This is a genomic window from Arthrobacter sp. AG258 (assembly GCF_004364695.1).
In the GTDB taxonomy this organism is placed as follows: Bacteria; Actinomycetota; Actinomycetes; order Actinomycetales; family Micrococcaceae; genus Arthrobacter.
In genome coordinates this window covers 417,202-443,349 of the sequence record NZ_SOBI01000005.1, presented here as the reverse complement: position 1 = coordinate 443,349, position 26,148 = coordinate 417,202, and the positions used below count along the sequence as shown (strand labels likewise).

At 65.2% G+C, this 26,148-nt stretch carries 16 protein-coding genes; 8 read left to right on the top strand and 8 right to left on the bottom strand.

Going from position 1 to position 26,148, the window contains the following annotated elements:
- Window positions 1-6 precede the first annotated feature (6 nt).
- The 3 genes from DFO47_RS13470 to DFO47_RS13460 are packed head-to-tail and all read right to left on the bottom strand — an operon-like array spanning window position 7 to window position 4,016.
- Window positions 7-1,791: an iron ABC transporter permease gene (locus tag DFO47_RS13470; protein WP_018763863.1), complete on the bottom strand. Its 1,785-nt coding sequence runs from the start codon at window positions 1,789-1,791 to the stop codon at window positions 7-9.
- The gene (locus DFO47_RS13465; RefSeq protein WP_018763864.1) at window positions 1,788-2,885 is read right to left on the bottom strand and encodes an ABC transporter ATP-binding protein; all 1,098 of its coding nucleotides are present in this window, start codon (window positions 2,883-2,885) and stop codon (window positions 1,788-1,790) included. The genes DFO47_RS13470 and DFO47_RS13465 overlap by 4 nt, the downstream gene beginning before the upstream one ends.
- A gap of 39 nt (window positions 2,886-2,924) precedes the next feature.
- A complete protein-coding gene (locus DFO47_RS13460) occupies window positions 2,925-4,016 on the bottom strand; it encodes a PrpF domain-containing protein (RefSeq protein ID WP_133831945.1) in 1,092 nt (363 codons plus the stop codon).
- Between the two features lie 319 nt (window positions 4,017-4,335).
- On the opposite strand from DFO47_RS13460, the gene DFO47_RS13455 reads away from it, so the two are divergent.
- From DFO47_RS13455 to DFO47_RS13430, 6 genes are all read left to right on the top strand, one after another.
- A complete protein-coding gene (locus tag DFO47_RS13455; protein ID WP_223992974.1) occupies window positions 4,336-5,004 on the top strand; it encodes a GntR family transcriptional regulator in 669 nt (222 codons plus the stop codon).
- A gap of 121 nt (window positions 5,005-5,125) precedes the next feature.
- Window positions 5,126-6,589, top strand: coding sequence for an FAD-dependent tricarballylate dehydrogenase TcuA (gene tcuA, locus DFO47_RS13450; protein ID WP_133831944.1), 1,464 nt, complete (start codon window positions 5,126-5,128; stop codon window positions 6,587-6,589).
- A 39-nt stretch (window positions 6,590-6,628) separates the two neighbouring features.
- Window positions 6,629-7,264: a GntR family transcriptional regulator gene (locus DFO47_RS13445; RefSeq protein WP_018763868.1), complete on the top strand. Its 636-nt coding sequence runs from the start codon at window positions 6,629-6,631 to the stop codon at window positions 7,262-7,264.
- A gap of 333 nt (window positions 7,265-7,597) precedes the next feature.
- Complete coding sequence (locus DFO47_RS13440; RefSeq protein ID WP_243835476.1) at window positions 7,598-8,524, top strand: intradiol ring-cleavage dioxygenase; 927 nt, start codon at window positions 7,598-7,600, stop codon at window positions 8,522-8,524.
- 117 nt (window positions 8,525-8,641) lie between these two features.
- A complete protein-coding gene (locus DFO47_RS13435) occupies window positions 8,642-10,108 on the top strand; it encodes a polysaccharide deacetylase family protein (RefSeq protein WP_243835475.1) in 1,467 nt (488 codons plus the stop codon).
- Window positions 10,109-10,192: 84 nt separating this feature from the next.
- Window positions 10,193-10,765, top strand: a complete 573-nt coding sequence (locus tag DFO47_RS13430; protein WP_133831942.1) for an SRPBCC family protein — start codon at window positions 10,193-10,195, stop codon at window positions 10,763-10,765.
- A 105-nt stretch (window positions 10,766-10,870) separates the two neighbouring features.
- Here DFO47_RS13430 and DFO47_RS13425 read toward each other — a convergent pair whose 3' ends face one another.
- Window positions 10,871-11,833, bottom strand: a complete 963-nt coding sequence (locus tag DFO47_RS13425) for an alpha/beta fold hydrolase (protein WP_133831941.1) — start codon at window positions 11,831-11,833, stop codon at window positions 10,871-10,873.
- Between the two features lie 143 nt (window positions 11,834-11,976).
- Here DFO47_RS13425 and DFO47_RS13420 point away from each other — a divergent pair, with 143 nt between their 5' ends.
- Complete coding sequence (locus tag DFO47_RS13420) at window positions 11,977-13,014, top strand: LLM class flavin-dependent oxidoreductase (RefSeq protein ID WP_133831940.1); 1,038 nt, start codon at window positions 11,977-11,979, stop codon at window positions 13,012-13,014.
- Between the two features lie 363 nt (window positions 13,015-13,377).
- Here the strand turns inward: DFO47_RS13420 and DFO47_RS13415 are convergent, their stop codons facing one another.
- Window positions 13,378-16,380 carry an SIR2 family protein gene (locus DFO47_RS13415; protein ID WP_166651718.1) on the bottom strand — a complete coding sequence of 1,001 codons (3,003 nt, stop codon included), beginning with the start codon at window positions 16,378-16,380 and terminating at the stop codon, window positions 13,378-13,380.
- A 1,001-nt stretch (window positions 16,381-17,381) separates the two neighbouring features.
- Here DFO47_RS13415 and metH point away from each other — a divergent pair.
- A complete protein-coding gene (metH, locus tag DFO47_RS13410) occupies window positions 17,382-21,026 on the top strand; it encodes a methionine synthase (RefSeq protein ID WP_133831938.1) in 3,645 nt (1,214 codons plus the stop codon).
- Here the strand turns inward: metH and DFO47_RS13405 are convergent.
- The 3 genes from DFO47_RS13405 to DFO47_RS13395 form a co-directional block, all read right to left on the bottom strand.
- On the bottom strand, window positions 21,016-23,856 hold the full coding sequence (locus DFO47_RS13405) for an ATP-binding cassette domain-containing protein (protein WP_133831937.1): 2,841 nt from the start codon (window positions 23,854-23,856) through the stop codon (window positions 21,016-21,018). The genes metH and DFO47_RS13405 overlap by 11 nt on opposite strands.
- Complete coding sequence (locus DFO47_RS13400) at window positions 23,853-24,410, bottom strand: hypothetical protein (RefSeq protein ID WP_166651717.1); 558 nt, start codon at window positions 24,408-24,410, stop codon at window positions 23,853-23,855. The genes DFO47_RS13405 and DFO47_RS13400 overlap by 4 nt, the downstream gene beginning before the upstream one ends.
- A gap of 149 nt (window positions 24,411-24,559) precedes the next feature.
- On the bottom strand, window positions 24,560-26,134 hold the full coding sequence (locus DFO47_RS13395; protein ID WP_081624114.1) for an APC family permease: 1,575 nt from the start codon (window positions 26,132-26,134) through the stop codon (window positions 24,560-24,562).
- Window positions 26,135-26,148: the final 14 nt, after the last annotated feature.

The following is a 26,148-nucleotide window of genomic DNA, read 5'->3' as shown; positions in this document are numbered from 1 at the left end:
GGGAGGTCAGTTCTTGGTCTTGCGTTCGCCGCCGACTTTTTGGGCGATGACGGCGAGGATTCCGATGACGAGGCAGTACAGGACGCTGACGGCGGCAGCTGCCTGGCTCTGGCCGTTGTCGAAGTTGTCGAAGACGAGGATGGACAGGATCCGGGTGTTCGAGGTGAAGAGGAAGATGGAGGCGCTGAGCTCACGCATGGACAGCATGAGGAACAGCAGGAACGAGGACATGATGCCGACGCGCATCAGGGGCAGGGTGACATCCAGTACGGACCGGGTCCGCCCGGCGCCGAGCATCACGGCGCTGTCTTCGAGGTCCTGGTCCATCTGGAGCATTGACGCGGAGACACCGCGGTATCCCTGCGGCATGAACACGGCCACGCAGGCGACGGCGAGGATCGCCAGGGTGCCGTAGATGGGCAGGGGCAGCAGCAGCCAGGTCCAGAGCAGTCCGATGCCCATGACGATGGCGGGGACGGCGAGAGGGGTCATGGCCACCAGCTCGATCAGGCGTCCCACCTTGGACTTGGTGCGGTACCGGATGTAGGAGGCGATGAAGCTGAGGGTGGTGCCGGCGAAGGCTGCGATCAGGGCCACCAGGACACTGTTCTTCAGGGCGAGCTGGAAGTCGTTGGATCCCAGGACCTCGATCAGCTTCGCGAAGCTAAGGGAGTTGGCTTCGAGCAGCTGCGACATCGAGGACACGAAAGGGGTGGCCTGCATCGAAGCGGCCAGCAGGGCCAGCATCGGCAGGACCACCGAAACGGCGAAGTAGGCCAGGGCCAGGATGGTGAACGGCCAGCGCATCTTGCGAAGCGGCACCTGGCGGGGACGGTTGCCCTTGCCGGTCATGGTGGTGAATTTGCGCTTGTTGATGATGCGCTGCTGGATGAGGGTCACGGCCATCAGCGCAACGGTCAGGATCACGGCGACACTCGCCGCCTGGTTGCTCTTGGCGGGCGTGGCGCTCATAAGGCGGTAGATGTAGGTGGGCAGGGTGTCCACGCCGGCGGGGTTGCCGATGACCTGGGCCACGGGGAAGTTCTCCATGGTCAAGGCGAAGACCAGGACGGCGGAGCCCAGGATGGCCGGCAGGGCCAGGGGCAGGGTGACGGTACGCAGCATGGTGCGCAGTGGGGCCCCGTGGACGGTGGCGGCCTCTTCGAGGTCGGCGTTCATCATAGACAGCGAGCTGTGCAGCAGCAGGAAAGCGTACGGGGCGTAAAAGATTCCCAGCACGAACACCAGGCCCGGCAGGCTGTAGATGTTGATGGCGGCATCAATGCCCAGGTCGCGGAGGAAGATGTTGATGTACCCGGCGCTGGGCGAGCACAGGAGGGACCAGGCCAATGCGCCCACCAAAGCGGGGATGAACATCGGCGCCATCCCGATGAAGAAAATGAACTTCCGCAACGGCGCATCGGAGCGGGCACACACGAAGGCCAGGAATGCCCCGATTAGCAGGGCGACGATCGCAGAGCCGGCACCGACCATGAGCGAGTTGACCAGGGCCCCGAGTGCTTCCGGGGTGGCCAGCAGTGCCAGGTTGGACAGTGTCAGGCCGCCCAGCGAGATGCTGCCGGGCCGGGGAACGCTGTCCGAGAAGGCGGCGAGCAGGACGAGGGCAAGAGGAAGAACGATGAGGACGCCGAGGATGACCAGGACGATCAGGCCCGGCGTGTTCTTCCGGAGGCCCGAAAGGGTCCGGGCTGCACGGTAGTCCCGGGGCGCCGGCGTGGGTGCGAGGCGGGCGTCGGCGCGGGTGGCCGCCTCGGTGGTCTTGAGGCTCATGCGAGGACCTCAGCCGGCAGGATCTGGACTTCGCGGGGGTTGACGGTCACCCACACGCGGTCCCCCACTTTGTGCTGTTCGCCGCGGCGAAGTCCGCCCAGGGCATCAAGCTCGGGCCCGGATTCCAGCTGGATGGCGTACCGGATGTCATTGCCCTGGAATCCCGCTACCCGGACCGTTCCCGGCCATGAGTTGGGGTGTTCGGTGGGCATGGCGGTGATCTGCAGGTCCTCGGCCCGGATGCATACCTTGGGGGATGTGCCGGCATCGCTGGCCTGCTGCGCCGACTGGACGGTGAGCTCGCTGTTGGTGATGCGTGCGGTGGTGGACCCGGTGGCGGTGCCCTCCGGGGTGCAGTCCATAATGTTGGAGACGCCGAGGAAGTGGGCGATCGAGGCGCTGGCGGGTGCCTCGTACATGTGCTGCGGGGCTCCCATCTGCACAATCCGGCCGCCCTGGAGCAGGGCGATGCGGTCTGCCAGGGCGAAGGCTTCGTGCTGGTCGTGGGTGACGTACACACAGGTGAGCCCCAGCTGGAGCTGGATTTCACGCAGTTCAACGCGGAGCCGGTCACGCAGGCGGGCGTCAAGGTTGGAGAGCGGTTCGTCGAGCATGAGCACGCTGGGCCGCATGACCAAGCTGCGCGCCAGGGCGACGCGCTGCATCTGGCCGCCGCTGAGCAGGCTGGCGCCGCGGTCCGCGTAGGGCTCCAGGCCCACCAGCGTGAGGGCTTCCATGACGCGCTCATCGATTTCGCTCTTGGACAGCTTCTTCTGCTTGAGCGAGTAGGCAACGTTCTGGGCCACCGTCATGTGCGGCCATACCGCGTAGGACTGGAAGACCATGCCGACGTTGCGCTTGTTCGGGGGCAGGTTGATGCCCTTTTCGGAGTCGAAGACCACCACGTCGTCGATGATGATCCGCCCCGACGTGGGTTCCTCCAGGCCGGCGATGCAGCGCATGGTGCTGGTCTTGCCGCAACCGGACTGGCCCAGCAGGACGAGGGCCTCGCCGTCTTCGATGTCGAGGTTGAGGTTTTCGATGGCAGTGAAGCTTCCGTACTTCAGCTGCAGGTTTTGAATGCTGATTTTCATGGCTGATTCCTTGGCTGGGTTTTTCCGGTAGGGGTTTCTTCAGTCACTGGGCACCAGGATGGTGCTTTCGCTGATGACGCGGGCCGAGCGTTGAAAGGAGACTTCGGTGGGATCGGCTGCATCCAATGCCAGCGCCGTCTTGCCTTTCAGTAAGTGGATAAAGAGTCCGGCCTCCGCCGCCGGAACTACGCTGCGCTGCACCACGCTGCCTGCTGTTCCTGAGGCGGCAGCGACGGCGACCGCGCTGGTGAGGCCGATGGCTGGGTGCAGTGCGGTCATCGAGATCATCCGGGCCGAGACGCCGGTCGCGCCTGCAGGCGGAGGCCCCACGATGCCTACCTTCGGAATGGAGCTGAGGTCCTGCGGCAGGCCCATCCTGCGGGCGGCCGCAGCGCGCAGCTGCGGAGCGATCCGGACCAGCGCCTCCAAAGCGTCCTCGCTGCCGGTTGCGTCCAGCCCCAGGTCCTGTGCGGCAAAGAGTGCAGCCGGGGCGCCTGCGTCGATCAGTGTCGCCTGGTACCGCTGCCCGTCGACCTCGATGTCATCGATGGCGTTGCCTGTAGGGAACTGTGCTCCGTAAGTGGACCATGAGGTTTTCTGGAAGATGACATCGATGGGGACGCCGGGGTAATGCTGGCCGTCAAGTCGCCGCCCGCCGTAGGCCGGCACCTTGGCCCCTGGTGTGGGGATCTCGCAAATCAGGCGCAGCCCGGTCACGGTGTTCAGGATGGGTACCCGGGTGACTTCCCCGGTGGGAGCGACCAGCCCGGCGTGGAGCGCGTACAGACCCAGCGCCGTTGCGCAGTTGCCGCAGTTGCTGGCCCACTCGACTGCCGGCTTGTCGATGGCCACCTGGGCGAACCGGTAGCGGACCGTTCCGTCCGGGTCCGTGCCGGCCACGGTGATGGCCTTGCTGGTGGTTGACGAGGCGCCGCCGACTCCGTCGATTTGGCGGAGGTCCGGCGAACCGAAGGTGCGGATAAGGAGGCGGTCCGTCTCCAGGGCGTCAGACGGAAGGTCCACGTCCCGGAATATCCAGCATTTGCTGGTGCCGCCACGGACGAGGGTGGCCGGCACCGGGGTGACGGGGAGGGTGCCGGCCTGCGGCTCTTCCCTGGATAGAAGCGTCATTGGTTCTCCTGAAAATACCCGTGCCACCGTGTGCAGCCGCCGGGTGAATGTTCAAAGCTGAGCAAACCAGAATCCGGTACATGCTCTGCTGTATGGCGTTGGTCACAAACGGTATACCGTTGATATGACTTAAGCAACAGTCCTTCGAATATGAATACCGGCGAGGTGGGTTGGCGGGCTTCCTGCTGCAGCGGGTGTGCCGAAAATCGGCACGGTGTTCACAGCGCGCCGAAACGGTATGCAGTGCGATAGAATTGCAGCTAAAGGTATGGCGCCGGCGCGTCCTGCCGCTTGTTTGCATGAAGACCGGAGGCCGCCCGTGGCGTCGCAACCAGAGACAAGCCCCTACCTGATGATCAGGAACGCCATCATCTCGCAGGAGCTGCCTCCCCGTGCCCAGCTCGTTGAAAGTGCCCTGGCCAAGAAGTACAACGTCTCCCGGACGCCCATCAGGGAAGCCTTGCGGCGCCTCGAAACCGAGGGGCTCGTGGAGCGCTACGGTTCGCGAATGCAGGTGCGGGAGTACCGCCCGGAAGAGATGCTGGACCTCTACGAGGTGCGGACCTTCCTGGAGGAGGCGGCCGCAAAAACCGCGGCTCTCCGGCACACCGACATGGACCTGATGCTGATCGACCGCGCCCACCAGGCCATGGTCACCCTTGATTTCGATGCTGCCACTCCGGCTGAACTGGCCGCCGCCAACCGCACCTTCCATGAGCGCATCTGGGCCGCCAGCCACAGCGCCGCCCTCCTTGACCTGCTGGACCGGATCCTGGTCCACTTCATCCGCTACCCCGGCACCACGCTCTCCACCAAGGAGCGCTGGGACCGCGTACTGAAGGAGCATGAGGAGCTGTTGGTGGCCATCCGCGCACGGAACGCGGAGGAGGCCGGCCGCATCGCCAGCGCCCACATGGACGAGGCAAAGAACATCCGCATCCAGATGTACATCGACGCCCAGGAAATCAGCCACCCGCGTCTCGGGTAGCCACAAATCCCGGCACTAAACCGCTCCCGCCGAGCCGCGTTAAGCCTGCGCCAAGACGTCATTGCATGCGACGGCATACTTATGTATACAATCGTGTACAGCGATGGAGCTGAGGAGATTGATGATGATCAAGAGCGACGTATTGGTGGTTGGCGGCGGTAACGCCGGATTTGCGGCAGCACTTGCAGCCGCAGAGCGCGGACGGAAAGTCGTCCTGCTGGAAAAGTCCCGGGAGGCCGCATCGGGCGGCAACAGCTTCTACACTGCCGGAGCCACCCGCATCTCCCATGACGGGCTCCAGGAGCTTACCGAATTCGTGGAGCCTGACGATCGGCACGCCGTCAGTGAAGTCCCCGCCTATACCGCTGCCGAGTACCTTGACGATCTGTCCAAGGTCTCTGAAGGGCGCAACGACCCCGAACTGTCCGCGGTCCTGGTCAGCGAAAGCAACCCGACATTGCGTTGGCTTCACGGCATGGGACTCAAATACCGGCTGATGTATGAGCGCCAGGCGTACCGGACCCAGGACGGTGGGTATCTGTTCTGGGGCGGGCTGCACGTGGGCAACGTGGCAGGAGGAAAGGGGCTCATGGCCGACCACCGGGCGGCCGCGGAGCGCATGGGCGTTGAGGTCATCTATGACTGCGCAGCCACCGGACTGATCCAGGAGGACGGCCGCGTCCGCGGGGTCCGGTACCGCACCTCATCCGGAGAAGGTGAGCTCCGGGCCGAGTCGGTCATCCTCGCCTCGGGAGGTTTTGAAGCATCACCTGAACTGCGCCGCCAACACCTGGGGGAGGGCTGGCAGAACGCGAAGGTCCGCGGCACACCGGGCAACACGGGTGAGATGATCGTCGCCGCATTGGACGCCGGCGCGGCCAGGGGCGGCGACTGGTCAACCTGCCACAGCGTCGCCTGGGACGCCTGGCACCCGGAGAACGAGGGCAACCTGGAACTCACCAACCAGCTCACCCGCGGCGGGTACCCGCTGGGCATCGTGGTGAACAGCGACGGGAAGCGGTTCGTGGACGAGGGCGCCGACTACCGCAACTACACCTATGCGAAGTACGGCCGGGACATCCTTGCCCAGCCGGGCTCGGCCGCCTTCCAGATCTTTGACGCTTCCTCCCGTCCCATGCTGCGAGCGGAGGAGTACGACATGCCGGGGGTTTCGGTGGTCACTGCGCCGAGTCTTGCCGAGCTGGCACAGAAGGCCGGCATCAGCCCTGAGGGGCTGGAGGAGACGGTGAAGAGCTTTAATGATTCGATCACCGAGGGCGCCCCGTTTGACCCCAACGTCAAGGACGGGCGCCTGGCGGATACCCAGCCGCCGAAGAGCAACTGGGCCCGAAGCATCGCCACCGGCCCGTACTACGCGTTCCCGGTGACCTGCGGCATCACCTTCACGTTCGGCGGCCTCAAGACAGACACCTGGGGACGCGTGCTGACCGAAGACGCAGGGCCGCTTGATGGGCTCTATGCCTGTGGTGAAGCCCTGGGTGGTTTGTTCAGCGGAAACTACCCCGGCGGCTCCGGGCTTGCGGCGGGCGCCGTCTTCGGCCGCCGCGCAGGCTCCATCGCCTAGGCAGCCCAGCAACCCCACCAGCAACGGAAAGAGGAAAAAGTGGCCATTCCCATCCACCAGCGGCTTCGCGAGGATGTCCTCGCAAGTGTCTTTGCGCCTGACGAGCCGCTCACGGAGGCCAAGCTCACCGAGCGGTACGGGGCCTCCCGGACACCGGTGCGGGAGGCGCTGCAGCGGCTGGAACAGGACGGACTGGTGGAACGGCGCGGCAAGGCGGTGGTGGTCCGAACGCATTCAGCCGAGGAAATCATCGACATCTACGAGTCGAGGATCATCCTGGAGCAGGCCGCCGCGGCCAAGGCTGCCGTCAAGGCAACCGCCCTGGACCGGCAGCTGCTCACGGGGCTGCTGACGCAGATGCAGCAGCTGGACCCTAGCGACGGCCGGGCGCTCGCGGAAACCAACCGCGCCTTCCACACCCAGCTGTGGCGCGCCACCCACAGCCCGTCGCTGATCGGACTGCTGGAACGCCTGGACCAACAGGTCCGCCGGTACACGCTCACCACCCTGACCTACCCGGGGCGGTGGCCGGTGGTGCTGGCGGATTACGCCGACCTGCTGGCCGCCATCGGGGACCGCGATTCCGCCCTCGCCGGGGAGATCGCGGCCCGCCACATGTCGGACGCCTTGAACATCAGGTTGAAGATGTACGCCGAAGATCCAAGGACGCTCTAGGCCGCACCGACGGCCGCGGGCGTTCCGCACAAAGACCCGCCGGCAGATGTTCCTGCATACTCCATCGCAACAGGAAACCCGAAAGTCGGGCGCAGGTCATCAGCCGGTGCAAAGAGGCGGGGCAGGCTCCCAAGGGCCTGCCCCGCCTCGCTTTTTCCGGCACCTCGTGCGCCGGGCTGCTTTTGCTGGAACGGACGACGACGGCGGCGGGGTGGGTGCCGTCGTCGAGCCTTCCGTGGGGCAGGCTCCGGCAGCATGAAGCCTGCCAGGACGCACAGCAAGGGCACAGATACCACCAGCCCCCGGCATAGCCGCATGCGGTTTCCTTGGACCATGACCACTTCACGCACACCCGATCAGCCCGACATCGACCAGCCCCATCCCAACCATGACCGCGGGCTGGAGTTCGATCTGACCACACTGATGAGCCGCCGCACCCTGGGGCTGTTCCTGGGTGCAGGCGGGGCGGCCGCCGCGCTCGCCGCCTGCACCCCTGCCGGAACCACGGGATCCACGTCGTCGGCTACGACGTCAGCCACTTCCTCGGCGGCGTCCTCAGGTTCCGCCGCAGCATCCACGGGCTCCGCTGCCGCCTCGGCCACGCCAACGCTGACGCGGGCCATCGCCGAATGCGGCGTGGAGATGCCGGAGGAAACGGCGGGCCCCTACCCAGGCGACGGCTCCAACGGGCCGAACGTCCTGGAAGCCTCCGGCGTGGTGCGCCGGGACATCACCTCAAGCTTCGGCAGCGCGTCAGCGACGGCGGAGGGTGTGCCTCTGACGTTCACGCTCACCCTGCTGGACAACGCCAACGGCTGCACCCCGATGGCCGGCGCCGCGGTGTACGCCTGGCACTGTGACCGGGACGGGAAGTACTCGATGTACGACTCCAGCCTGAAGAACGAGAACTACCTCCGCGGCGTGCAGGAAGCGGATGCCAACGGGCAGGTCACCTTTACGTCCATTTTCCCGGCCGCCTACTCCGGGCGCTGGCCGCACATCCACTTTGAGGTCTTCGAGTCCATGAACAATGCCACCGCTGCCGGACAGGTGCTGGCCGTCTCCCAGATCGCCCTGCCCAAGGCGGCCTGCGACGACGTCTATGCCACCTCCGGATACGAAAAGAGCGTCACCAACATGGCCCGCATCACCCTGCAGTCGGACAACGTGTTCGGGGACGACGGCGGCATCTACCAGCTGGCGACCATGACCGGCTCGGCGGCGGCCGGCTACACGGCGGGGCTCAACGTGACCATCTAGCGCGCCGGCGCTTCCCAGGTCCAGGCAACGCCCCCCCGGTTTCACCATCCGGGCTCTTCAGTAAGGGACAATCGAAGGGTCAACACCTGAGGAGCGTGCGGATCGATGGGGCTGGGGATGGGGCGCACCCGCGGGAGCGTAGCTGCCGCCTGCCTGCATGTCCTCCTGGCGGCGATTTGCGTGGCGGCGCTCCTCTGCGGTGGTGACAGCATGTCCGGTGCGCCGTACCCGGCATTGCACGCCCACGAACGAGTTTCCAGTCAACCGGAGACCGTGGCGTTGCCCCAGCCGCTCTCTGATGCGCTGGACGGGCCGGTGGAGGTGCCCGGCGGGTACGGGATGGCCTTGACGGCCCACGTGGGTGAGCACCACGTGCATGCGTCCTGGACCTACGTTGACGGGGTGCCGGGGTTGAACACGCACGTTGACTCCTGGCTGCTGGGACTCCTCGATGCCGCTGCCCCGGCGGGCGGCCGGTACCGGCCCGCGATGGCGCTGAACGCACAGCAGCCCGCGGGCCAGGAGCTGACGGTGTCCGCGGCGCCCGTTCAGGCTGCGGGAACAGTGATAGTTGTCCGCCAAAAAGTGCGGACTTCCGGGACGGGCGGGACCGTCTCCGAGCGATCCGAAACCGTCTATGTTGACACGGTTTCCGGGGCTGTCCGTGGCGGCGCGGAGCTGATGCGGCCGGAGGCGGTTCCGGGCATCCAGTCGCGCATGGTGGGCGTTCCAGCGCAGATCGCCACCCCCGTCCGGCAGGACATCCCGGTAGGCGACCTGGTCCTGAAACCGTCCGGGGAGCTGGCGGTGTCCGCGGAGGTTCCGGGAAACCCCGGGGGCAACGTGACCTTGACCATGAACGCCGCCGATGCCGGGGCGGTGCTCAGCGACTACGGCCGGCAGGTCCTGGGGCAGCTGAACGCCGCCGCCGTCCCGCGTCCCGCGACAGCACCGGCAGCCAGGCACGTGAACTGCGACATCGTCCCGTGCGCCGCCTTGACGTACGATGACGGGCCGGACGCCCGCACCACGCCGCAGCTTTTGGCCATCCTGGCAGAGCGGAAAGCCCAGGCCACGTTCTTCATGACAGGCTCCAATACGGCCGCCAACCCGGCAACCGCGAAGCAGGTGGCCGACGCCGGCTTCGCGATCGGCAACCACACGTTCAGCCACCCTTACCTGACCAAGCTGCCCACCCCCGCAGTCAAGAAGGAGATGGAGCGTACGGATGCCGCCATCCTGGCCGCGACCGGCTCCACACCGGCCATGATGCGGCCGCCCTACGGCGCGGCCGATGCCGCGGTGCAGGGCGCTGTGGGCAAGCCGCTCATTATCTGGGCCGTGGACTCACTGGACTGGCAGAGCAAGAACCCGGCAGTGTTCGTGCCCAAAGTGCTCAAGGAGGTCACGCCCGGCGCGGTGGTGCTCATGCATGACGTGCAGCCGACAACGATCGCCGGGCAACAGGAGCTGATGTCCACGCTGCAGGCCCAGGGCTACCAGCTGGTGTCCGTCCCGCAGCTCTTCGAGGGAACGCCCTTGGTCCCGGGCCACGTGTACAGGTCCCGGCCGGTGCGCCAGTAGGCAGCAGCGCACGGCCGCCCGTTGACCGCAAACGGCGGCGTGAGTACTGTGGGCCGCCTATTCATCCTCGCCGTGGAGGCACCTATGGCCGGCACTTCGACCAGCAGCACTGACTACGAATTCCTGACTGTCTGGCGGGTGGCAGGAACCCCGCGGGAGGTCACGGACATCCTGGGCGATGCCGGCACGCTTCCCCGCTGGTGGCCGTCGGTGTATCTGACTGTTGAGCAGCTGGATCCGGGCAATCCGGACGGCACCGGGAAGGCGTTCTTCCTCCACACCAAAGGCTGGCTGCCGTACACGCTCACGTGGCAGCTCACCGTCACCGAGCCCGTCACGGAACACGGATTCGCCATCTCGGCCCGGGGCGACCTCAACGGCGCCGGCCGCTGGACCTTTGAGCAGGACGGGCCCGAAACGGTGGTCACCTATGAGTGGCGGGTCGGCGCCGCGAAACCGCTGCTGCGGCGGCTGAGTTGGCTGCTCAAGCCGGCCTTTGCCGCGAACCACCGGTGGGCGATGGCGCGTGGGCAAGAGGCGCTGGCGTTGGAGCTGCGACGACGGCGGCCGGGCGCCGACCCTGCCAGGATTCCGGCGCCCGCGGGGCCCACCTTTTCACGGCTGCCCCGCTGGCCGGGGAAGGCACGGCAGGCCTGACGTACCGGACTGCCTTGGCTGGAAGGTTCGACGACGGCGGCGGGCGGGTGCCGTCGTCGTACCTTTCCGCAGGGGTGCTTTCTTCCGGGGCGGCCAGCCTGCTGCCTACGGGGCTGGGGAATCCTGCCGCTGGGTGACGCGCTGGATGAATTCGACCGTCTCGCGCTCGGTTTCGGCGCGGGTGGTGGGTTCGTTGTGCACCTCGTGCCGGACGCCGGGGAAGACGCGGGTGCGGACGTCCGCGTGTCCCGAATCGGTGAGGCGGTTGGCCACGTGGTAGGCGCCTTCGCCGTAGTTGGTCACGGGGTCCTGGTCGCCGGCGAGGATGAGGACGGGGAGGTCCGCGGGGAGCTGTTTGTACCAGTCGTCGGAATTGACGTGGTCGTAGAGGTCAACGAAGCCCTGCAGGAACCGGGCGCTCAGGGGTGCGCCGAAGTTGTTGAAGGGGTCCCTGGCGTGGTCGGCCACGACGTCGGCGTCCAGCGCCACCCAGGCCGTGGGGCCGGGATTGTCGCCGAAGCGGCCCAGGAAACCATCGAACAGCTGGCCCACGAGGTCCTGCGGTGCGGCCTCCGCCGCGCCGGCGCCGGAGGCAAGCCGCGCCAGTTCCGGCCGGTTGATCGTAGTTTCGATGCCGCGCATTTGGGCGGCGATGCCGCACAGGATCAAGCCGGACAGCTGAGCCTGTGGGTCCACGGCCATGCCGCGCGCGATCATGGAGCCCCAGCTGTGGCCGAACACCACGTAGGGAAGCGGGGGGAGCGCCGCCCTGGCTTTGGCCTGGAGCGTGACCTCGTCCGCGACCACCACCTTGGCGGCGTCCTCGCCGGCGTCACCCCAGGTGCCCTGCTGCATGGCGGTGCGGCCGTGCCCGGCGTGGTCACCTGCCACCACGATGAATCCCGTGTCCACCAGGGTGGAGATGAGGTGGAGGTAGCGGCGGGAGTGCTCGCCGAGCCCGTGGACCAGCTGCACAATTGCCTTGGGCTGGCCGATGGGTTCGTAGACCCAGGCCTGGATGGTGTCGCGGCCGTTGGCGGACGTGAATTCGATTTCCTGCAGTGACATGTATTCCTCCTGTGGCGGCGCCGTCGCCTGCCCGTGGTGAGCCTAACCACATTGCCGTCATGTGCGTCAATGATTGTTCGTTTATGTGAGGACCTGCCGCCTAGTCTGAAACCAGCCACGTAGCCTGCTCCGGAAGGAAGCCGATGCCGCACCCCGACCGTCCCTTGCGCAAGCTGGGGTTCCTCACCATTGGTTTGTTTGATCCGGCAAACCCGGCTGCGGGCCACGAGTCCACGTTGCAGATCATTGAGCTGGGGGAGCGGCTGGGGTTCGACAGTGCCTGGCTGCGCCACCGGCACCTGCAGTTCGGCATCTCTTCGCCGGTGGCCGTGATGGCTGCCGCGAGCCAGCGCACCTCGCGGATTGAGCTTGGAACTGCAGTGACGCCGCTGGGCTGGGAGAACCCGCTGCGCCTGGCGGAGGACCTAGCCACTGTTGACCTGCTCGCCGGTGGACGGATCAACCCCGGCGTAAGCGTGGGCGAACCGATGCAGTACGACACCGTGAAGCATGAGCTGTACCCGGACACTGCTGACGTGGAGGACTTCAGTTACGCGCGGGTGGAGCGGTTTGCTCGGTTGATTGCGGGGGAGCCGGTGCGTGAATTTTCCGGCAAGCAGGGTGTGGTGGAGGAGTTCTCCAACCGCGTGGAGCCGCACTCTCCTGGGCTGCGGGACCGACTTTGGTACGGGGCCGGTAGCACGAAGTCAGCCGTGTCAGCCGGTTCAAATGGGTTCAACCTGCTGTCCAGCAGCGTGATCTTCCCGGATAAGGACCAGGAACCGGACTTCGCGCTGGTCCAGCAGTCGCAGATCCGGGCATTCCGGGAAGCTGCTGTTTTGGCGGGGCATGCCGGGGCGCGTGTCTCGCAGGGACTGGTGGTGATCCCAACCGACTCGGCATCGCCGGCCCAGCGAGAGAAATACCAGCGATACGTCGACGAACGCACGCCGCGCACTGCAGCTCCGCAGGGGCCGAGGGGCATGATGTTCGCGCGCGACCTGATCGGCACCAGCGATGAGATCGCCGAGCAGCTCTACGCGCACGCCGGGTTCCAGGAAGTGGACGAAGTGGCTTTCGCCCTGCCCTTCAGCTTCGACCACGAGGACTACGTGCAGATCCTGACGGACATGGCGGGGAAGCTCGGGCCGGCCTTGGGCTGGGCGCCCGGGAAGGGCTAGTAGCCGGTGCGTCCAATCAGCGCTTCGAACTAATTCCCAAGCCTTCTATAGGCAAAGCGCTCGCAGAAGTTCTCTGTTGCGCGTTATATGGAAAGGCATTTGGACTGCACGGACAGGCAAATCTATTGTTGAAAGACCTTGCCAGCTCTCTGCTCCGAAACAATTACTGTACTTGCACGCTTCGAGCTCAGAAATTGACATCCATTTGGTGCGTGCCCTCCGACCTTAGCCGGAGGGCACGTAAGCGCCTGCTTCCAAAGCGACTGAGCCGGTTCCCATGTTGCCATGAGGACAAATACGAGCCAAGAACGTCCTGAGCCAAACTTTCGTCAATGCAGATTACTGAGGATCAGCGGGCAGCAACTACTCCAGTTCGCGGAACCGCGGATCGGTTCTAATTGCGGCAATTTTCTGCTCAAATTGCCCGCGGTAGAACTGACGTTCAGCGTCCCTCTTGAAGCTGATTCGGCGGGACTCTAGGTCTGATATAAGTCGACCAAGCCGATGTGCATCATCAACACGCCCATGTTTGGTCAAATACGCCGCCAAGGCAAGCATTCTTATCGATTCGGCCATGATTTTCAAATCCCTATGTTGTTCCGTGACATTCTCAAGGTCACGGACCCATCCTGGCGCTTGAACATCAAGGAGAAATAATGCGGTGGCAATAGCCGCATCAGGGTTTGCAACTAGGTTTTCATCCTTAAGTGCGTCATTGAGAGCAGCGACCAGACGAGTAGTACTTAGAGAACTCGATATACCAGCAGCGATGAGCAGCACTGGGGTAATCCCAGCAAGCATACGTACGAGTGCTTCCCTTTTTTCGGCTGGCACTTCGATTGTGTCGGCGACTTGCGTCAGAGTTCGCTCCACAGCTATCACAAGTTCAGGATCCTCCACGAAAACCGAACCTAGCTTTCCCCACCCCACCAGGACTGCACTAAGGACGCGCGCCTTCAATACGGGATCTGCGATAAGTACAGAGTCGCGTAATGCCGTAGATACGAGATCTAGTCCGATTGAATACTTGTGGAACGCCGGTAGGTCATCAGGTAGTGCAAGCAAAGCGATTTGTGGGTCTCGACGCGGGAACATATCGAGGTCGTCGACATCCTCATCCTTGCCCTGAGAGTCGTTTGCCTCGGGCGTCGCAGCATGTTCAGGAAAATCCAAGAAGTTTTCATCAAGATTTTCAGGTGCGTCAACTTTGCTTACTCGAACATGAAGACTCCGGTTTGATTGAACGGTTGCATCGAGATCCTTGAAGAAAGACTCTAAAGATAAAAGAAACTGCCTATCCGCACGTTCAAGGGACGGGTAATGTTTTAGTATTGGAGCATACAGAAGAGGGTTTCCAAGCATATGGTCTCTGAGGCCGCCATCTCTGGCTGCGGCTTTTGCTGCAAATACATATAAGTAGCTACTGTGCGAAAAAGAAATATGACCTTGTTCGTATTGTAAAACCTTGCGGTCGCGAAGTTCATGCAAAAGTGAGACCGCTGACTCGGGAATGCCGCGTGCTGAGAAGAATGATGCAACGCGTGTCGCCGCCTCGGCCTCAAGGATAAGGCCGGACTCTTTTTCAACAAAAAATGTCGCCAAATCGGCGAGAACAGCTGAACGTAGATCGGAATCCATTCCCCATCTAGAATCTTCCTCGAAGTCACCTCGGCCGATTAGTTGGTCTAGATACAAATCAAGTAACGTGGTATGAGAGCTATTTGCGGGAACAATTTTGCCACCCAGGAGCACCGAGATAAGCAGTGAGACCGTGAACGGCGTACGTGGAAGATGATGCTGCTGGAGAATGCTAACCACATTGTCTTCTATGGTTTTCGATCGCGTTGGGGAAACCAGGTCAAGTAGCTGCCGAATGTCGGAGCGCCACAGCTCGCCAATGTATTGCATCTCGGTCTTAATGCCATAATCGAGTAGCTGCCTTGCGAGTTCAGCTTCGTAACCCTCTTGGCATGTTATAAAAACGGATGATCCATCGAGGCTTTTAATGTCCTTGATGGTTTGCTGGCAAATGGTGGTGTTGTAGGGTGATAAATCATCAATCCCAATGATGAGCTTGGGGAAAGGATCGTTGCGCTTGATTGGGAAGCCTGCCTCACGGGACTTATCTTTCAAAGCGTTCACTAGAGGCCGTCCGCCTTTGTGCAAGTCCTTCGCCCCGACCAGTAGTGGCATAGCCCCTGACGACTTAGACGCCTCCTCAAGTAGCCAGTAGAGCGCAGTGGTCCTTCCCGAGCCGTCGTGTCCGGCGATTATTGTTACCCCAGACTGAGTGGCAACCCCATACGGATCGGACCTTTCTACCTGTCGCTTATCAGTGAGTTGCGATGTCTGAGCCGCGCGTTCCTGTTCGGACGAGAGTGGTTGCAGCACAGGAGGAGCTACCAGTTGATCGATGGTTCGTTCATCTATGTCCTGTACGTTTTCACACAAAATAGTAAGACTACGCACACGCTCTGCCAGGAGGTCTCTGGCTAGTTCGACCCTGTTTTGTACCAGGGCCGGCGATCCGGTCTGCGGGTGAAATTTTGCTAGGAACTTCGGCAAGTCCGTGAAGTCCGCGCCGTAGGAGATAGGGGTGATGTTGTCCGCTGAGTGGACCTTGCGCAGGTGGGCAAGTTCAGACTCCCGACAGAGGCGGAAGTGGGTGACAGCAGAGGGCGAGAAAGTCTGTCTGTGCCATGCCAAGAGCCGCGAGAAGTTTGGGTCTCCAAGGCCTTCACCAACCCCAATGTAGACCAGTGAACGTACTGAAGAAGCAGCTTGCTGCAGAGCCTGCAAAGGTGCGGAGCTAAGAGCTCGCTGGTAGTCGCCCTCGCTTAGAACAACAGACTCTTCCCTAGTCCAAACTCCGTGCAAATGGCCTACTGCTGTGGATTGACGGCTTATGACACGCTGGAGTTCGATGGGTTCTGACCAGTCTGCGGATAGTCTTCCGGTGCTCTTTTCGATCAATGTGTCGTAATTTGTTGTAAGTATTGGACACTTTAAGCCATCAATGGCAATAGCCCACTCCGGACTCTTTGGGTCTAGGCTTCCGATAAGTGCTGCCAGCCAGTTGGCTTTGGCCTGGGTGCCCTGGCTTCCAATTTTGCTCGAGACCAGGCCTGCTGCACCCAGCAGCAAGGAAGTATCACCTTCGTCCTTCGCGGCTTTCAGGTTCTGTTTGACTGTGGAAGTCCAAGCATCAGTCACCCCTGGAATATTATCGTTTGCCCAGTGGATACTCTCCTCAATGAAGCCGATCCAACTGGCAGTTGGTGCGTGCTCGGAGCAAGAAATTGACAGACCTGTTCCGACCAAGACGGTAGCTCTTGCCTCAGAAAATGCTAGTGCAAGCTCTTCCACTTCGGACATTATTAACCGCCTTTACTGACTACTAAATAAATTCTGGTTTTCAGGTAAGCCTAACTGCATAGGTTCTCGATGAGCGTCATAACGCACCGGCGTAGCGGCGACGGTGTTATCAAAACTGAATCATGGCTCCACGAGCCGCATTCATGCTTCATGGACGTCTACTCGTTGGTGTCGCATCGGGAAGGTCTAAGACGTTCAAAGAAGCGAGGTAGCGTTTCTATGGTCCCGAATTGCAGCGAAGCGCATCCGACGTCTTGTAGCCCAACACTCGACTTTCGGAGGTGTCGCAAGGTTGGAGGGAGTCGAGATGCGAACAGTGTCGTCAAACCTGGAGATCCCATTGAGGGCAAGACGTAGTATCAAAGAAAGTCCCCGCGGTTTGATTTCTCAGAGCCCGGGATGAAGGACTACAGTTTCGCCGCGTACAGCACTTTGACCGCCTCGTCGAAAAGAGATTAATTGCGGGGATTTTCCGGTAAGCATGGGGCTGACGGGGAGATTCTTCAATAGCGTTTAAACGCCTTCCGCTGGGCTGCGGAACCGTCTACGATGCGCGGCTGACAGCCGCAATGCGGCCCTTTGGACAGGCAAGAACGGCTTCAATCAGCTTTCCGCCGGCGGGGGCCACCTGAACAAGAGCAGGAACGAAACTTTGCCCGCGGCCAGCAGTCGCAGATCCCGGTCTCTCAGAAGGCAGCAGCATGCTGGGAACGAAGGGCGACGGTCACGTGGGGCTTGGTGGTGATCCCCATTGGCTCCGCATCGATGGCCGAGCAGAGGACTTACCAGCGGTACGCGCATGCAGAATGCCACGAACTGTATGAGGTGCTGCTCGCCCTGCCCCTTAGCTGTCGAACAATAGGATTAGGTCCAAATTTTTTCGATGTAGACGATTCGGGCGGCCCGGGCCAGATGCCTGCGCAAGGCGCCACCCCCTCGTAGCATCCGGACACACAGCGCAACGCCGGCGCCCCCACACGTAACCTGATTAAATGCCTCGTTTCGCACTGGACATCGAGTCCGTCCCCCGTCCCGCCCGTTCCCAGGAGCTCCTGGACGCAGTAAACCACCGGGTGGTCATTGCCGACGGCGCCATGGGCACCATGTTGCAAGGCCGGGACCTGCAGCTCGAAACGGACTTCCAGAACCTCGAGGGCTGCAACGAGATCCTCAACGACACGCGCCCGGACGTCATCGCGGATATCCACGACGCCTACTTCTCCACCGGCATCGACGCCGTCGAGACCAACACCTTCGGCGCCAACTGGTCCAACCTCTCCGACTACGGCATCGACGACCGCATCGAAGAGCTCGCCCGCAAAGGCGCCAGCATCGCCCGCGAACGCGCCGAAGCGGCAGAAGAAACAGACGGCCGCATGCGCTGGGTCCTCGGCTCGATGGGCCCCGGCACCAAGCTCCCCAGCCTGGGCCACACCAGCTACGACTACCTCAAGCAGACCTTCGCCCTTCAGGCCGAGGGCCTCATCGACGGCGGTGCGGACGCGTTCCTCATCGAAACCAGCCAGGACCTCCTGCAGACCAAGGCCGCCGTCAACGGCTGCAAGCAGGCCATCGTGAACCGCGGCGTCCGGCTCCCCATCTTCGTTGAGGTAACGGTCGAAACCACCGGAACCATGCTCATGGGCTCCGAAATCGGCGCCGCCCTCACCGCCCTCGAACCGCTCGGCGTCGACGCCATCGGCCTGAACTGCGCCACCGGCCCTGACGAGATGAGCGAGCACCTCCGCCACCTCTCCAAGCAGTCCTCCGTGGCCATCGCCTGCATGCCCAACGCCGGCCTGCCCATCCTCGGCGCCAACGGCGCGCACTACCCGCTCACTCCCACCGAACTCGCCACCGCCCACGAACAATTCGTGCGCGAATTCGGCCTTGGCCTGGTGGGCGGCTGCTGCGGTACGACGCCGGAGCACATGGCCGCCGTCGTCGAACGCCTTGCCCCCTTCCGCGCCAAAGCCGTGGACGCCAAGGCAAGCAACGCACCGGCGCGAATCCCCACCGAGCGCGAGGCCGGCGTCGCCTCCCTCTACCAGCACGTCAACTTCGACCAGGAGTCCGCCTACCTGGCCATCGGCGAACGCACTAATGCCAACGGCTCCAAGGCCTTCCGCCAGGCCATGCTCGAGGAACGCTGGGACGACTGCGTGGACATCGCCCGCGAACAGATCCGCGTCGGCGCCCACCTGCTGGACGTCTGCGTGGACTACGTGGGCCGCGACGGCGTCGCCGACATCAAAGAGGTTGTCAGCCGCTTCGCCTCCGCCTCCACCCTCCCGCTGGTCATCGACTCCACCGAACCCCCGGTGCTGCAGGCAGGCCTGGAACTCATCGGCGGCCGCCCCGTGGTCAACTCCGTCAATTACGAGGACGGCGACGGCCCCAACAGCCGCTTCGCCCGCATCATGCCGCTGGTCAAGGAACACGGCACGGCCGTGATAGCCCTGACCATCAACGAAGAGGGCCAGGCCCGCACCACCGAGGGCAAGGTGGCCATCGCCTCCCGCCTGGTGGACGCCCTGGTGGGCGAATGGGGCATGCGGGTGGAGGACATCATCGTCGACTGCCTCACCTTCCCCGTGGCCACCGGCCAGGAGGAAACCCGCCGCGACGGCATCGAAACCATCGAGGCCATCCGCCAGATCACCGCCAAATACCCCGGCATCAACACCACGCTCGGCGTCTCCAACGTCTCCTTCGGCCTCAACCCGGCCGCCCGCATGGTCCTGAACTCCGTGTTCCTGCACGAAGCCGTCCAGGCCGGCCTGACCAGCGGCATCATCGACGCCGCCAAAATCGTCCCGCTCGCCTCCCTCCCGGAAGAGCAGCGCAAGGTGGCCCTGGACCTCGTCTACGACCGCCGCGAATACGACGCCGACGGCAACACCACCTACGACCCCCTCGCCAGCATGCTGGACCTCTTCGCCGGCGTCGACACCGCAGCGCTCAAGGACCAGCGCGCCGCCGAACTCGCCGCCCTGCCCACCGGCGCCCGCCTGGAACGGCGCATCATCGACGGCGAAGGCAAGGGCCTGGAAGAGGACCTGGACCTGGCCCGCAGCGAAGGCATGACCCCGCTCGGCATCATCAACGACCACCTGCTTGAGGGCATGAAAGTGGTGGGCGAACGCTTCGGTGCCGGCGAAATGCAGCTGCCGTTCGTGCTGCAGTCCGCCGAGGTCATGAAGAACGCCGTGGCGCTCCTTGAGCCGCACATGGAAAAAGCCGACTCCTCCGGCAAGGGCACCATGGTGATCGCGACCGTCCGCGGGGACGTGCACGACATCGGCAAGAACCTGGTGGACATCATCCTCACCAACAATGGCTACAAGGTAGTCAACATCGGCATCAAGCAGGGCATCGCCGAGATCATCGCCGCCGCGGAGGAACACGACGCCGACGTGATCGGCATGTCCGGGCTGCTGGTGAAATCCACCGTGGTGATGAAGGAAAACCTCGCCGAACTGCAGACCCGCGGCCTGGCCAAGAAGTGGCCGGTGATCCTGGGCGGCGCCGCCCTCACCCGCGCCTACGTGGAGCAGGACCTGGCCGAACAGTTCGAGGGCACCGTCAGGTACGCCAAGGACGCCTTCGAGGGCCTTGCCCTCATGGAACCGCTGGTCCGCGTGGCCCGCGGCGAGGACCCGGACTCCGTGGGCCTGCCGCCGCTGAAGAAGCGCATCCACAAGGGCGGCCCGAAGTTCACCATCACCGAGCCCGAGGCCATGCCCGGCCGGTCCGACGTCGCCACCGACAACCCCGTTCCTGCGCCGCCGTTCTGGGGCACCCGGATTGTCCGCGGCGTCTCGCTGCACGACTACTCCGCCTTCCTCGACGAGCGCGCCACCTTCATGGGGCAGTGGGGCCTCAAGCCCGGCCGCGGCGAGGACGGCGCCTCCTACGAAGAACTGGTGGAACGCGAAGGCCGGCCGCGCCTGCGCTACTGGCTGGACCGCATCCTGGGCGAGGGCATGCTGGACGCGTCGGTCGCCTACGGCTACTTCCCCGTGGTCTCCGAAGGCGAACAGGTGGTGGTGCTGCACCACGGCGAGGATCACGACGGCGTCCTGGGCCAAGCGGGCCTGCTCGCCCCGGACGGTGGTTCAGGCGGTCCCATCGGCACCGACCGCCTGCGCTTCGATTTCCCGCGCCAGCGTCGCGACCGGCACCTGTGCCTGGCCGACTTCGTGAAGTCCCGCGAATCGGGACAGATCGACGTGCTGCCCGTACAGCTGGTCACCGCCGGCTCCAAGATCGAAGAGTTCACGTCCAAGATGTTCGCGGCCAACCAGTACCGCGACTACTACGAGCTCAACGGACTGGTCATGCAGCTGACCGAGGCGCTGGCCGAGTTCTGGCACGCCCGGATCCGCAAGGAGCTCGGCTTTGGGTCCGAGGAGCCGAAGGACACGGCCGGGTATTTCAAGCTCGACTACCGCGGCGCCCGGTTCTCGCTGGGCTACCCCGCCTGCCCGGACATGGAGGACCGCCGCAAGGTCACCGAGCTGCTGAAGCCCGAGCGCATGGGCGTGGTCCTGAGCGACGAGCTCATGCTGCACCCGGAACAGTCCACCGATGCGTTCGTGTTCCACCACCCGGAGGCCAAGTACTTCAAGGTGTGAGCTGGCGCCGGTCCCCTCTGTGAGCGGATGGCGCGGCGGCGTGGCCGTCCGTGCCGGAAGCGCCGCCGGCCACCGGCTTCACCCGGCGGAGCGAGGCCAGGACGGCGCGCCCCACCACGGCGATGCCGATGACCGTGGTGACGGCGCGCAGGGTGTCCCAGCCCGCCGTCGACGTCAGCAGTGAGTAGAGCAGGAAGCTGCTGAGGTTGGTGCCCAGCGGTGCGCCCGGCACGTAGGAAATCCCGGTGCCGCTGCCCATGGCGAAGGGCCAGAACCACAGGTTGAGCAGCAGGCCGAACACATAGGACGCCACCACGCCGTACCCGGCAAGCATCCACAGCTCTGCCCTGCCGCGCACCCGGCGGGGGAGCAGCCCGGCTCCCGCACCCACCCAGGCGCAGGCGAACATCTGGAACGGTGTCCACGGCCCGATTCCGCCCCACAGCACGCTGGAGACGGCGATGGTGGCGGCGCCGAGGAGCAGGCCAAACCGTGGACCGAACGCCCGGCCCGCCAGGACCAGCAGGATGAACACGGCCTCCACGCCGCCGACGCCGGTACTCGCCACCCGGACCGCGGAACCTACCGCGGCGAGGACGCCGAGCAGCGCCACGGTGTGTGCCGAGCGGACCGAGCCGTCCAGGGCCACCACGACGGCGGCCGCCGCCAGGGGTGCGATGGCCAGAGCAGCGTACGGGGTGGCCGCAGCGGCATCCTGCGGCAGTGCCGCGGCCAGCAGCGGCCAGCAGAACGCCGCCAACGCCAGCAGGTTTGCTGCCGCCAGGACGGCCGGCTCGGCGCCCCGCGGCATTCGAGGGCGGCGGGCCGGCTTCGCGGCAGGCAGGTCAGGCCGGCGCCCGGCGGCCCGGGCCGAGGCCACGGGCAGTGCCGCAGGAACGGCAGCTTCTGTTGTCACGGCTGCCCCGGCTGTCACGGCGGCCGGCGCCACCCCGTCCCGCATCGGCAGGACCCGGGCCCCAAGCCGGTGCGCAAACTCGAGATCGTGGGTGGCGAACAGGACCGCGGCGCCGTCATCCGCGGCCGCCCGCAACGCCGCAGCCACCGCCGTCCGCGCCGCGGGATCCAGCCCGCGGGTGGGCTCGTCAATCAGGAGCACCTGCGGCCGGTCCATGGTCTGCAACGTCATGGCAAGGATCCTGCGCTCGCCGGCGGACAGGTCCCGGGGATGCTCATGCCCGATCGGCATGCTGGCGTTGCCCCGCAGGAGGGCCAGCCGGGACGCCGCAAAGCCGGGCTCCGCAGGCTGGCCCGGCTTTCCCCGTGCCAGGCGCCTCTCCGCCGCCCGCAACTCGGCGGCGACGGTGTCCCTGGTGAAGAGGTCGTCCGAGGCGTCCGGCACCAACGCCACCCGGCCGCCGTCGTCCGTCCTTGAACCGCTGGTCCCCTCACCGAGGGCCAGCGCCACCAGGAGGGAGGACTTCCCGGCACCGTTCGGGCCCACCAGCGCCACAATCTCGCCGGGATGCAGGGCCAGGGAAGCCTCCCGCACGAGGGGCGTGCCACCGCGGTACACGGCCAGGTTTACGGCCGCCAGCACGGGCGCGGAGGCAGGCGGCGCCGTGGCCGGACCAACAAAGGGACGCAGGGTCGCGGGCGTTGGGGCCGTACCCGCCACCAGCACGCAGCCCTCAAGGGACCACCAGGAATCGGCGACGGGGACCAGCGCTTCCGCCCGGTGCTCCGCCACGATCACGCACACCCCGGAGTGGTGCGCAAGGCTGCCGAGCACGGCGGTCACGCGGGCCCTGGCGGTGGAATCCAGGTCGGCCAGCGGCTCGTCCACCAGGAGCAGGACGGGATGGTCCACGACGGCGGCCGCGATGGCCACCAGCGTTGCCTCACCCGCCGAGAGGGTGCTGAGATCCCGATCCAGCAGCGCCGAAACCCCAACCCGCTCCGCCACCTCCAGCACCCGGGCTTTGGCGGCCGGCCGGCCCACGCCACGCAGCTCCAGGGCCAGGCCAATCTCGTCCCGGACCCGTGTACTGGCAAAGGCGGCGCGGGGATTCTGCAGGACCACGCCGATCAGGCGCGCGGTGTCCCGCGGCGGTACGGCAGCGCGGTCAAGGCCGGCCACCTGCACCGTGCCGGAGATGCCACCGCCGTCGACGTGGGAGAGCAACCCCGCGATGCCGCGCAGGACGGTGGACTTGCCGGACCCCGTGGGCCCGGTGATCACGGTGAGGGATCCGCCGGCGGGCGCGAACCCGGCCGCGTGCACCTGCGCCCCGCCCACCCGGAACAGCGCGTCCCGGACCACCAGCGGCGCGTCGCTTCCGGAGGCCGGTGGCGGTACGGGCCGGCCCGCGAAGCCGCGCAGCTCCAGGGCCGCCGCAACCCGGCCGGCATGTTCGAGGGTGCGCTCCAGGACGGGCACCAAGGCCCGCGGCCCAAAGCGTTCGCCACGCAACCGGAACGCCAGGCGCACCGAAGCCGCAGCGTCGGCGAGTGCCGGGAGCGCCGCCCACGCCACCACCAGCATCCGGGCCACGCCCTGCAGCGGGCCGCCCCGGGCCAGCCGGACGAATCCGCGGGACACATCCACCCACGCATTGAGCAGGCCGAAGCCCAGGATCAGCCCGGCAATGGGCAGCGCGGACAGGACCGCCGCCCACAGCCCCGGGGCGGTGACCGGGCCCAGGAACACCACGTGGGCGTACGGAGCCGGAAGCCGCAGCGGCGGCAGGGCCAGCAGGAGCGGCTCTCCAATACCCGCCCCGTTAAAGAGGACCCGGTAGAGGACCCGCGCCGCAATGAACACAGCAGCGAGAACCGCTGCTGCGCGCAACGGCGCGGGCCGGAAGGTCATGCCGCGGGTGCAGCCGGTTCGTTGTCCACGGTGTAGAGCAGTTCAAGGCTCTCGCCGGGGCTGAGCTTGAGGGTGTCCAGGCCTTCCTGCGCGTAGGCCCATGCGCCGGCGGCGGGCTTCACCCAGAGGGCCCAATAAGAGACCGTGTTTTTGTCATCGCACGCTTCGCGGGTGGTGCCGCCCTTGTGCTTGATGTCGAAGTCCGCAGCGGGCACGCCGTTGACGCGGCACGCGAAGCTCGTGGGGTACTTGGCGGTGCCCTCGATCTTCACGTTGGCCTTGGCCAGCACGTCCGATGCCAGGGTGGGTCCGTCCGCGGGCACGCAGGCGGAGGTGTCGGCGGCGGACTGCTTCAGGGAGGCGGAATCCACCACTACCTTCACCCCGGTGCAGGGCCCGGCGGAGGCAGAGGCGCTCGCCGATGCCGAGGTGGAAGCGGATGCGGAGGGAGCGGACTGGGTGGCGGCCGGCGTTGAGCAGGCGGCAAGGGTCAGCAGGAGGCCGGCGGCGGCGAGGGAGCTCGCGGCGGCGGTGCGGGTCTTAGTCAATGTCACCTGTCAAGGGTAGGGCGTGCCGGGCCGGGAACCGGAGGCGGTCGCCTTGTGTGACGCAACGTCTCGGCCCGGCGCGCACCCGGCCCCGCGCAACGGCCGACGACGGCACCCGGGTGGGCGCCGTCGTCGGCCGTTCTGTTTCAGTGCTGTTAGCTTTCGGTTGCCAGGACCGCGTTGGCCGGCACCGCGTCCTCCGGCGCGTCGTACCGCGGGTCATTGGACGACGGATGGGCGGCAACGGACGCAGCATGCTCGGCCAGCACCCCGGTCTGGTGGCGGATCTTCAGCCGGTAGAGCAGGGTCCCGCCAACCACCACCGCGGCCACGAAGATCACCCCGCCCCACTGCAGGTACCACTCGAACGGCGGCACCGAGTTGTAGATCTCCGGGCGCGGCCACACCAGGTTCACTGTCATGGCGGCACCCCACAGGACCGCCAGGATGTTCACCGGAACCCCCCACTTGCCCAGGCAGAACCCTGGCTCGGAACTGTCGTCGGCCAGCGGCCATTTCTTCAGGAACCGTTTGCGGAGCAGGGGAACCGTCACCAGGAGGTAGGAGAGGTAGATCAGGACGATGCTGATGCTGGACAGGATGGTGAAGATGGCCGGCTGCGTGACGTTGACCAGGAGCGGCAGGACGGCCAGGACGCCAATGACGATCGCCGCGACCGTGGGGGTCCTGCGGACGGGATCCACCTTGCTGAGCTGCCGGCTGAACGGCAGGTTGTTGTCCCGCGCCATGGCGAACATCATCCGGATGGCGGCGGCGTGGACTGCCAGGGTGCACACCACCACGGCCACCACGATGCAGGCCAGGAAGGCCTTGCCGAACGGGCCGCCCAGGACGGAGAGCACGATGTGCTGCAGGCCGCCGTCGGGAGACCCCACCTGGGGGTCGGTGAGGTCCGGTGCGGCCAGGATGCCGAACAGCAGGATCCCGCCGCCCAGCAGGAACGATGCCGTGACGGCGCGCAGGATGGCCTTGGGAGCGGTCTTCTTGGGGTCCTTGGTTTCCTCGCCGAGGGAGCTGGCGGTGTCGAAGCCGTACATGACGTAGCCGGAGGCCATGGCGCCGATCAGGAAGACGCCGAAGAAGCCAAGGTCGTGGCCTTCGCCGAAGCCGTTGGTCTGGAAGAAAACCTCAGGGCCGCGCACCACATGCCAGCCCAGGGCCAGGATCAGCAGCACGGCGGCCACCAGTTCCACGAACACGCCGATGCTGTTGATCCGGGTCATCAGCTTCACGCCGAACGCGTTGATCAGGGTGGAGATGGTGATCATGATGGTGGCCAGCACCACGCCGTTCATGGCGAAGTCGTACGGGCCGGTGCCGTCACCGACGAACTGGAAGCCGGACCAGAGCTGCGGCAGCGTGATCTGCAGGGCCAGCGCCACCGAGCCCAAGGCCATGATGGAGGAGAGCAGCAGCAGCCAGCCGGCCAGCCAGGACGAGGTCCCCGACGCGAGCCGCTTGGCCCAGTTGTACACGGAACCGGCCACCGGGTAGCGGCCGGCCAGTTCGGCGAAGCACAGGGCCACCATCAGCTGGCCGACGAACACGATGGGCCAGGACCAGGCGTACGCCGGGCCGGCCATGGAAAAACCGAAATAGAACAGTTGGAAAACACCGGTGAGGATGGAGATGTAGCTGACACCTGCGGCGAAGCTGGCAAATTTGCCGATGCTCCGGTCAAGGGTCTGGGTGTAGCCGAATTCGTCCATGCCGCTTGAATCAA

Bases quoted from the DNA above. Each gene is read 5' to 3' on its own strand.
- DFO47_RS13470 (WP_018763863.1), bottom strand. From the start codon at position 1,791: ATGAGCCTCAAGACCACCGAGGCGGCCACCCGCGCCGACGCCCGCCTC.
- DFO47_RS13465 (WP_018763864.1), bottom strand. From the start codon at position 2,885: ATGAAAATCAGCATTCAAAACCTGCAGCTGAAGTACGGAAGCTTCACT.
- DFO47_RS13460 (WP_133831945.1), bottom strand. From the start codon at position 4,016: ATGACGCTTCTATCCAGGGAAGAGCCGCAGGCCGGCACCCTCCCCGTC.
- tcuA (WP_133831944.1), top strand. From the start codon at position 5,126: ATGATGATCAAGAGCGACGTATTGGTGGTTGGCGGCGGTAACGCCGGA.
- DFO47_RS13440 (WP_243835476.1), top strand. From the start codon at position 7,598: ATGACCACTTCACGCACACCCGATCAGCCCGACATCGACCAGCCCCAT.
- DFO47_RS13435 (WP_243835475.1), top strand. From the start codon at position 8,642: ATGGGGCGCACCCGCGGGAGCGTAGCTGCCGCCTGCCTGCATGTCCTC.
- DFO47_RS13430 (WP_133831942.1), top strand. From the start codon at position 10,193: ATGGCCGGCACTTCGACCAGCAGCACTGACTACGAATTCCTGACTGTC.
- DFO47_RS13425 (WP_133831941.1), bottom strand. From the start codon at position 11,833: ATGTCACTGCAGGAAATCGAATTCACGTCCGCCAACGGCCGCGACACC.
- DFO47_RS13420 (WP_133831940.1), top strand. From the start codon at position 11,977: ATGCCGCACCCCGACCGTCCCTTGCGCAAGCTGGGGTTCCTCACCATT.
- metH (WP_133831938.1), top strand. From the start codon at position 17,382: ATGCCTCGTTTCGCACTGGACATCGAGTCCGTCCCCCGTCCCGCCCGT.
- DFO47_RS13405 (WP_133831937.1), bottom strand. From the start codon at position 23,856: ATGACCTTCCGGCCCGCGCCGTTGCGCGCAGCAGCGGTTCTCGCTGCT.
- DFO47_RS13395 (WP_081624114.1), bottom strand. From the start codon at position 26,134: ATGGACGAATTCGGCTACACCCAGACCCTTGACCGGAGCATCGGCAAA.